The 8949-nt window shown below is 69.9% G+C and carries 7 protein-coding genes; 6 read left to right on the top strand and 1 reads right to left on the bottom strand.

Annotated features, from left to right (window positions below; all coding sequences use genetic code 11):
• From AOK08_RS38485 to AOK08_RS38460, 6 genes are all read left to right on the top strand, one after another.
• The coding region (locus tag AOK08_RS38485; RefSeq protein ID WP_198539519.1) for a CGNR zinc finger domain-containing protein at window positions 1-345 on the top strand (345 nt) is incomplete at its 5' end.
• A 381-nt stretch (window positions 346-726) separates the two neighbouring features.
• Window positions 727-1248, top strand: a complete 522-nt coding sequence (locus AOK08_RS38480) for a sigma-70 family RNA polymerase sigma factor (protein WP_010039908.1) — start codon at window positions 727-729, stop codon at window positions 1246-1248.
• 38 nt (window positions 1249-1286) lie between these two features.
• Window positions 1287-2075: an anti-sigma factor family protein gene (locus AOK08_RS38475; RefSeq protein WP_055534753.1), complete on the top strand. Its 789-nt coding sequence runs from the start codon at window positions 1287-1289 to the stop codon at window positions 2073-2075.
• Window positions 2076-2260: 185 nt separating this feature from the next.
• Window positions 2261-4681: a HelD family protein gene (locus tag AOK08_RS38470; protein ID WP_055534751.1), complete on the top strand. Its 2421-nt coding sequence runs from the start codon at window positions 2261-2263 to the stop codon at window positions 4679-4681.
• 354 nt (window positions 4682-5035) lie between these two features.
• Complete coding sequence (locus tag AOK08_RS38465; protein ID WP_055534749.1) at window positions 5036-6454, top strand: NAD-dependent malic enzyme; 1419 nt, start codon at window positions 5036-5038, stop codon at window positions 6452-6454.
• Between the two features lie 386 nt (window positions 6455-6840).
• The gene (locus tag AOK08_RS38460) at window positions 6841-7122 is read left to right on the top strand and encodes an HU family DNA-binding protein (RefSeq protein ID WP_053741618.1); all 282 of its coding nucleotides are present in this window, start codon (window positions 6841-6843) and stop codon (window positions 7120-7122) included.
• A 194-nt stretch (window positions 7123-7316) separates the two neighbouring features.
• Here the strand turns inward: AOK08_RS38460 and murA are convergent, their stop codons facing one another.
• Complete coding sequence (gene murA, locus AOK08_RS38455; RefSeq protein ID WP_055534747.1) at window positions 7317-8663, bottom strand: UDP-N-acetylglucosamine 1-carboxyvinyltransferase; 1347 nt, start codon at window positions 8661-8663, stop codon at window positions 7317-7319.
• Window positions 8664-8949: the final 286 nt, after the last annotated feature.

Raw genomic sequence — 8949 nt, 5'->3', positions numbered from 1 at the left:
GACCCCCGCTCCCTCGACCAGGCCCTCACCCGCCTCAACGAACTCGCCCGCCCGGCGCCCCCGGCCCCCCGCGCCGTCCGCGCCGAGGACGGCACCCTCGTACGGAAGTTGCACGGGCCGCCCGACCGCGCGGCCCTGCTCGGTGTGGTCGCCCGGGATGCCGTGGAGCTGTTCACCGACCCCGTGGCACGCGCGTGCCTGCGTCAGTGCGAGGGGGACAACTGCTCGATCGTCTACCTCGACACCTCCCGGGGCCGGCGCCGCAGATGGTGCTCCAGCGAGATCTGCGGCAACCGGGAGCGGGTCGCGAGGCACCGCCGACGAGCGGCCCTGGCGCGCGCCTAGCCCCTCCCCACTCACCCTCGCCCCGCTCCCCGATCCGGACCGCAGATCACCCATCTCGGGCCAGTCGGGCGGAATCGGGCCCACCAACTCCGCGTGGTCGCAGTGACCTTGGTTACACGTGAGTTTCCAGTCGGCGCGCCGAGGGCACTGCCCGATCTTGCCAATGTGGCGGAAACGTAAAGCACTTGCGGCGGGAATGTGCTCCCTTGTCCGTCGCGTCGGGTCCGGATAAAGAAAGTTGTGGTCGCACGTTGAACATCCCGCATGTCACTTCCGTAACTCAGGGGGAGCGACCGACTGAGGGAACCGGGGACAGCGGAGGTGGGCGTGCGCAAGGATTCCGTCGTGGCCAATGAGCAAGCACCGAGGGCCCGACATCGCATGTCCCAGCCCTCGGAACCCGACGAGGAACTGATGCGTGCGCTGTACCGAGAGCACGCAGGCCCCTTGCTGGCGTACGTCCTCAGGCTGGTCGCCGGAGACCGGCAACGAGCCGAGGACGTCGTGCAGGAAACACTAATCCGTGCCTGGAAGAACGCCGGTCAGCTCAATCGGGCAACCGGTTCGGTACGCCCCTGGCTGGTGACGGTCGCCCGGCGCATCGTCATCGACGGCCACCGCAGCCGGCAGGCCCGGCCGCAGGAGGTGGACCCGTCGCCGCTGGAGGTCATCCCCGCGGAGGACGAGATCGACAAGGCGTTGTGGCTGATGACGTTGTCGGACGCGCTGGACGACCTGACCCCCGCTCACCGGGAGGTTCTGGTCGAGACCTATTTCAAGGGGCGTACCGTGAATGAAGCGGCCGAAACGCTGGGTATACCCAGCGGAACGGTGCGCTCACGGGTGTTCTACGCCCTGCGTTCGATGAAGCTCGCACTGGAGGAGCGGGGGGTGACGGCATGAGTGTTTACGGGGGTTTCGGAGCGGGTGGTCCTGGTTCCATGCGAGGAACGCGGGGTACCCAAGGCCCGAACGAACATGAGACCGTCGGCGCCTACGCCCTCGGGATTCTCGACGACGCGGAGGCCACGGCCTTCGAGGCACACCTCGCCGGCTGCGAGTGGTGCGCCCAGCAGCTCGACGAGCTGGCCGGGATGGAACCGATGCTGGCCGCACTCGCGGACCTGCCCGGTTCCCAGGGATCGCCGGCCATCGGCGAGTCGCTGGCCGCCCGCCCGACCCCGCAGCTCGTGACGCGGCTGGTCGACGAGGTCGCGGTAAAGCGTGCGAGCAAGCGCCGGCAAAGCCTCTACATGGTGGCCGCCGCGGTGGCCCTCATCATCGGCGGCCCGACCGCGGTGCTGGCGACGACCGGTGGCGACACCACCAGCGTGGCCACTCCCGCGCCGAGCGTGACACCGAAGACGGCCTCCGCCAAGGACGACTTCGCCGGCATGACCGACCGTGTCTCCGCGACCGACCCCGCCACCAAGGTCAGCGCGACCGTGGCGATGTCGTCGAAGACCTGGGGCGTCGGCGCGGTGCTGCAGCTCGGCGGCGTCAAGGGGCCGCTCAAGTGCTCCCTCGTCGTGGTCGGCAAGGACGGCTCGCGCGAGACCATGTCCAACTGGTCCGTCCCCAAGTGGGGATACGGCATCAAGGACGCCACGAACGAAGAGGCCCGCAACCCGCTCTACATCCACGGCGGAACGGCCTTCAACGCGGACCAGATCGACCACTTCGAGGTCGTCACCTCCGCGGGCAAGAAGCTCGTCGAGGTCGACGCCTGACCCTGTGCAGCCGCTCCGACAACCAGTTCCACAAGCAACTCCACAACCATCTCCACAGTCGCCCCGTGACCGCCCCAGGCCACCTCGTACGAAGACTCGTACGGTGTCCTGGGGCGGACTCGTAGCATCAGGGCCTCCCTTTCGCGTACGGTTGACGGCTGCCCAGCACGTCAGAAGGGGGCCCGGTGGCCGCTCAGGCTCAGCAGGAAACGGCGCTCGTACCGGTCGAGGACTCCTCAGTACAGGACTCCGTCCGCGACCGCGAGATCAGCGTCGAACAAGAACACCTGGACCGGGTGTACCGGCGTCTTGAGGAGAAGATCGACGAGGCCGAGTTCCTCATGCACGACGCCGCCAAACGAGGTCAGGTCGGCACCCCCGGCGCGCTCGCCGAACGGGACGCCCAGGTGTTCCGGGCCGGCATCCACCTCAACCGGCTGAACAACGAGTTCGAGGACTTCCTCTTCGGCCGTATCGACCTGCTGCGGGGCATGGACGGCAAGAAGGGCCCGGACGGCGCGTACACGGCCGTGGAGCCCGCGGAAGGGGCCGTACGCCCCGACAGCACCGCCGACATCGCCGAGACCCTCCACATCGGCCGGATCGGCGTCCTCGACGCGGACTACTCGCCCCTCGTCATCGACTGGCGCGCCCCGGCCGCCGCGCCGTTCTACCGCTCGACCCCGGTCGAGCCGGGCCGGGTGGTCCGCCGGCGCGTCATCCGCTCCAAGGGCAGGCGGGTCCTCGGCGTCGAGGACGACCTGATGCGCCCCGAGCTGACGGCGTCCCTGGACGGCCACGAGCTCGCCGTGATCGGCGACGGCGCCCTGATGGCCGCCCTGGGCCAGGCCCGCAGCCACACCATGCGGGACATCGTGTCGTCCATCCAGGCCGAGCAGGACCTGGTGATCCGGGCCCCGGCCGCCTCCGTGACGTACGTCGAGGGCGGCCCGGGGACGGGAAAGACCGCCGTCGCGCTGCACCGCGCCGCCTACCTGCTCTACCAGGACCGCCGCCGGTACGCGGGCGGCATCCTCATCGTCTCCCCGACGCCGCTCCTGGTGGCGTACACCGAGGGCGTCCTGCCGTCCCTCGGCGAGGAGGGCCAGGTAGCCATCCGGGCCATCGGCTCCCTCGTCGACGGCGCCGAGGCCACCCTGTACGACGCCCCGGCCGTGGCCCGCGCCAAGGGCTCGTACCGCATGCTCAGGGTGCTGCGGAAGGCCGCGCGGGGCGCCCTGGAGCAGAACAACGACCAGACCGCGTCCACGCCTACGTCCACGGCCACGTCGACCAGCCGGTTGCGGGTCGTCGCCTTCGGCCGCCGTATCGAACTCGAAGGCCCGGAGCTGGCCCGCATCCGCGAGTCGGCGCTCAGCGGCACGGCCCCCGTCAACCTGCTGCGTCCCCGCGCCCGCAGGCTGCTCCTGGACGCCCTGTGGGCCCGCTCGGGCGCCCAGGGCCGCCACACGGACCCCGAGCTGGCGGCGGAACTGCGCTCCTCCTTCGACGAGGACGTCACCTCAGAGGACGCCTTCATCGCGTTCCTCGACGCCTGGTGGCCGGAACTGACCCCCGCCTCCGTCCTCGCCGCCATGTCCGACGAACGCCGCCTCGGACGCTGGGCCCGCCGCATCCTCAACCCCGGCGAGGTCCGCCGGGTCGCCCGCGCCCTCAAGCGCGACGGCCTCTCCGTCCACGACGTGGCCATGCTGGACGAGCTGAACGCGATCCTCGGCACCCCGGCCCGCCCCCGCAAGAGGCGCGACCTGGACCCCCTGGACCAGCTCAGCGGCCTTGAGGAGCTGATGCCGGTACGGGAGGAGTCGCAGCGCGAACGCGCCGAACGGCTCGCCCAGGAGCGCACCGAGTACGCCCACGTCATCGTCGACGAGGCCCAGGACCTCACCCCGATGCAGTGGCGCATGGTCGGCCGCCGAGGCCGGCACGCCACCTGGACGGTCGTCGGCGACCCGGCCCAGTCCTCCTGGTCCGACCCCGACGAGGCGGCGGAGGCCCGCGACGAGGCCCTGGGCACCCGCCCGCGCCGCCGCTTCACCCTCACCGTCAACTACCGCAACCCGGCCGAGATCGCCGAACTGGCCGCCAAGGTCCTGGCCCTGGCGATGCCGGGCGCGGAGTCCCCGAGGGCGGTCCGCTCGACGGGCGTGGAGCCGCGTTTTGTGGGAACAAACATCGGACACGGCGTGGGAACAAACATCGGACACGGCGTGGCAACAAACGTCGGACACAGCACCGCCGTACGGGGTTCGCTCGCCCAGTCGGTCCGGGACGAGGCCGCCCGTCTCCTCGACCTCGTCGACGGCACCGTGGGCGTCGTCGTGGCCATGAACCGCCGCGAGGAGGCGGCCCGCTGGCTGGCGGGCCTGGGCGACCGCGTGGTGGCCCTGGGCAGCCTGGAGGCCAAGGGCCTGGAGTACGACGCCACAGTGGTCGTCTCCCCGGCGGAGATCGCCGACGAGAGCCCGGCCGGCCTGCGCGTCCTGTACGTCGCGCTGACCCGCGCCACCCAGCAGCTGACGGTGGTCTCCGCGGACCGCGACGAGCCCGACGCGCGCGGGGTGCCCGATCTGCTCCGTGACTGAGGCAAATACAAGGGCCGATGGGAATTGCCTTACGGGGATCGTTTGTTACCGTTGACGTGGCACCGGCTCGATCCAAGCCCCCGGGCCCAACCTTCGTCGCTACGAGCGACCACTTGCCGCGAGGCGAGCATGGCGGGTCGGTGCCACTGAACGTCGTAGTACATGAGAGGTCCACGCCACCAGGTGGCGTGGACCTCTTTCTGTTGCCTTCGCGTGCCTTCGCGTCGGCGGGTGTTGAAGAACGGATTGAGAACAAAAGGTTCGCAATCGAGGCCCCGCTACCAGGTACTCAACAGTAGGTGCGACGATCGGACGGCAAACCAAGCATCAGGGTGAAAGCAGAGGAAGTCGGCCATGGCAACGGCGCCCAGCGTCTCCTACTCGATCACGGTCCGGTTGGAGGTGCCCGCGAGCGGAACCGCGGTGTCCCAGATCACCACCGCCGTGGAGTCCTCCGGAGGCTCGGTGACCGGCCTCGACGTCACCGCTTCCGGCCACGAACTGCTCCGGATCGACGTCACCATCGCGGCGACCTCGACCGCGCACGCCGACGAGATCGTGCAGAAGCTCCGCGGCATCGAGGGCGTCAGCCTCGGCAAGGTCTCGGACCGTACGTTCCTCATGCACCTCGGCGGCAAGATCGAGATGCAGTCCAAGCATCCGATCCGCAACCGTGACGACCTCTCGATGATCTACACCCCGGGCGTGGCCCGCGTGTGCATGGCGATCGCCGAGAACCCCGAGGACGCCCGTCGCCTCACCATCAAGCGCAACACCGTCGCGGTCGTGACGGACGGCTCGGCCGTCCTGGGCCTGGGCAACATCGGCCCGATGGCCGCCATGCCGGTCATGGAGGGCAAGGCGGCCCTCTTCAAGCGCTTCGCCGACATCGACGCCTGGCCGCTGTGCCTGGACACCCAGGACACCGACGAGATCGTCGCGATCGTCAAGGCGATCGCCCCGGGCTTCGCCGGCATCAACCTCGAGGACATCTCGGCCCCGCGCTGCTTCGAGATCGAGGCCCGCCTCCGTGAGGCCCTGGACATCCCCGTCTTCCACGACGACCAGCACGGCACCGCGATCGTCGTCCTCGCCGCCCTCACCAACGCCCTGCGTGTCACGGGCAAGGACATCGCTGACATCCGGGTCGTCATGTCCGGCGCCGGCGCGGCCGGTACGGCCATTCTCAAGCTGCTGATCGCGGCCGGCGTGAAGCAGGCCGTCGTCGCCGACATCCAGGGCGTCGTCCACGCCGACCGCGCGGACCTGGTGAACGCGGCCCCGGACTCCCCGCTGCGCTGGATCGCCGACAACACCAACCTGGAGGGCCTCACCGGCACCCTCAAGGAGGCCGTGCGCGGCGCCGACGTCTTCATCGGTGTCTCGGCCCCCAACGTCCTCGACGGTGACGACGTGGCCGCGATGGCGGAGGACGCGATCGTGTTCGCACTCGCGAACCCCGACCCCGAGATCGACCCGGCGATCGCCCGTCAGACGGCCGCCGTCGTGGCGACCGGCCGCTCGGACTTCCCGAACCAGATCAACAACGTGCTGGTCTTCCCGGGTGTCTTCCGCGGTCTGCTGGATGCGCAGTCCCGCACGGTCAACACCGAGATGATGCTCGCCGCCGCGACCGCACTCGCGAACGTCGTCACCGCGGACGAGCTGAACCCGAACTACATCGTGCCGAGCGTCTTCAACGACAAGGTGGCCGGCGCGGTGGCCGGCGCGGTGCGGGAAGCGGCGAAGGCGGCGGCGGCGACAGCCGAGTAGATCCCGAGCGGATCCCGGGTGGTTCCCTGGAAGTTCCCGGTTTTCGGTGCCGTGTATGTGACGGTTCCCACGGGCCCCCGTACCGGCGCGTCGGGGGCGCCGTGCCGCCGGGCGGCCCTAGGGTGGCGGCCAGGTTCAGCCTGTCGGCCCCGGCCGCTGACGCTTTCCGTGTGACTTCCAAGGGTGTTCGTGTGACTCCCAGGGGTGCCGGATTGGCTTTCCCGCCGCAGGTGGGGGCAGGATGCGTCTTCGGGCGTGAGGGTCCGACGGCGGACCCGGGTCCGGGGACCCACCGAGGACCCTGGCAGCATCGGCTTCGCTGTGCCCCCCATGCGGCTCCGCCGTGGGGCACGCCTCAACAGCAAGAAGAACACGGGAGTAACAACATGAACCGCAGTGAGCTGGTGGCCGCCCTGGCCGACCGCGCCGAGGTCACCCGCAAGGACGCGGACGCCGTTCTGGCCGCGTTCGCGGAGACCGTCGGTGAGATCGTCGCCAAGGGCGACGAGAAGGTCACCATCCCCGGCTTCCTGACCTTCGAGCGCACCCACCGTGCCGCTCGCACCGCGCGCAACCCGCAGACGGGCGACCCGATCGACATCCCCGCCGGCTTCAGCGTCAAGGTCTCCGCGGGCTCCAAGCTCAAGGAAGCGGCCAAGGGTAAGTAAGGGCGCCCAATCGCCGTTGTGGCTTGGTGCCGTGGGCGACTGCGGGGCCGCTGTGGCTGGTCGCGCCCGCGCGGCGCAGCCGCATAGTTGGACACGGCCCCGCGCCCCTTCAGGGCGCCGTAGCTGACGCCGATGGGGCGGTCACCCGGACTGGGTGACCGCCCCATCGGCGTTCGTACAACTGGTGGTTATGGCTATCCGAGCGCCTTGCCCGGCAGCTCGACCTTCGCGCCGAGCTCGACGAGCTTCTCCATGAAGTTCTCGTAGCCGCGGTTGATCAGGTCGATGCCGTGGACCCTGGAGGTCCCCTGGGCGGCCAGGGCGGCGATGAGGTACGAGAAGCCGCCCCGGAGGTCCGGGATGACCAGGTCGGCGCCCTGGAGGCGGGTGGGGCCCGACACGACCGCCGAGTGGAGGAAGTTGCGCTGGCCGAAGCGGCAGTGCGAGCCGCCCAGGCACTCGCGGTAGAGCTGGATGTGCGCACCCATCTGGTTGAGCGCGGAGGTGAAGCCGAGGCGGGACTCGTACACCGTCTCGTGGACGATGGACAGGCCGGTCGCCTGCGTCAGCGCGACCACCAGCGGCTGCTGCCAGTCCGTCTGGAAACCGGGGTGTACGTCCGTCTCCAGCGCGATCGACTTCAACTGGCCGCCGGGGTGCCAGAAGCGGATGCCCTCGTCGTCGATCTCGAAGGCACCGCCCACCTTCCGGTAGGTGTTCAGGAACGTCATCATCGACCGCTGCTGGGCGCCGCGGACATAGATGTTGCCCTCGGTCGCCAGCGCCGCCGACGCCCACGACGCGGCCTCAAGACGGTCCGGGAGGGCCGCGTGGGTGTAGCCGCCGAGCGAGTCGACACCGGTGACGCGGATGGTGCGGTCGGTGTCCATGGCGATGATCGCGCCCATCTTCTGCAGTACGCAGATGAGGTCCTCGATCTCGGGCTCCACGGCCGCGTTGGACAGCTCCGTGACGCCCTCCGCCAGCACCGCCGTCAGCAGCACCTGCTCGGTCGCGCCCACGGACGGGTACGGAAGCTTGATCTTCGTACCGCGCAGCCGCTGCGGGGCCTCCAGGTACTGACCGTCCGCGCGCTTCTCGATCGTCGCGCCGAACTGCCGCAGCACCTCGAAGTGGAAGTCGATGGGCCGGCCGCCGATGTCGCAGCCGCCGAGACCCGGGATGAACGCGTGCCCGAGGCGGTGCAGCAGCGGACCGCACAGGAGGATCGGGATACGGCTCGACCCCGCGTGCGCGTCGATGTCGGCGACGTTGGCGCTCTCCACGTGCGACGGGTCCATGATCAGCTCGCCGGGCTCCTCACCCGGACGGACCGTCACCCCGTGCAGCTGGAGCAGCCCGCGCACGACACGGACGTCACGGATGTCGGGGACATTGCGCAGTCGACTTGGCGCACTGCCCAGCAGGGCGGCGACCATGGCCTTCGGTACGAGGTTCTTCGCACCGCGGACACGGATCTCGCCCTCCAGCGGGGTGCCGCCGTGGACAATCAGTACGTCGTCTGTGCCGTTGACCGTCATGTATCTCGCGTTCCGATGAGTTGGGCGGGGAGTGTTGGCGGGCCCGTCGCGCAGGGCGTCACCGTTACGGCACGCCCGAGAGCCGAAGAGCAAGGGTAATCGCCGCACACCCCCCTTCTGTAAGCCCGAGCACCGCACAGCCGTGTCATAGCTTTGCCACAACACGAACCGTTCACCGCCGGGCACATGCGGTCACCGGCCCGGCGCGCGCCCGCGCCGCCCGCCCGCGCTCCTGAGCTGCGTTCCCTCGGGTACCCCGATTGGCTCCCCGCGCGCGGGGAAGATG

Origin of the sequence: Streptomyces graminilatus (assembly GCF_001418565.1) — a bacterium.
GTDB lineage: Bacteria > Actinomycetota > Actinomycetes > Streptomycetales > Streptomycetaceae > Streptomyces > Streptomyces graminilatus.
Note: the sequence above shows the minus strand (reverse complement) of the source record. Positions and strands in the feature narration are given on the sequence as shown.

Excerpts from the sequence above, each read along its gene's own strand:
- murA (WP_055534747.1), bottom strand. The coding sequence starts at position 8,663 with ATGACGGTCAACGGCACAGACGACGTACTGATTGTCCACGGCGGCACC.
- AOK08_RS38460 (WP_053741618.1), top strand. The coding sequence starts at position 6,841 with ATGAACCGCAGTGAGCTGGTGGCCGCCCTGGCCGACCGCGCCGAGGTC.
- AOK08_RS38465 (WP_055534749.1), top strand. The coding sequence starts at position 5,036 with ATGGCAACGGCGCCCAGCGTCTCCTACTCGATCACGGTCCGGTTGGAG.
- AOK08_RS38480 (WP_010039908.1), top strand. The coding sequence starts at position 727 with ATGTCCCAGCCCTCGGAACCCGACGAGGAACTGATGCGTGCGCTGTAC.
- AOK08_RS38475 (WP_055534753.1), top strand. The coding sequence starts at position 1,287 with ATGCGAGGAACGCGGGGTACCCAAGGCCCGAACGAACATGAGACCGTC.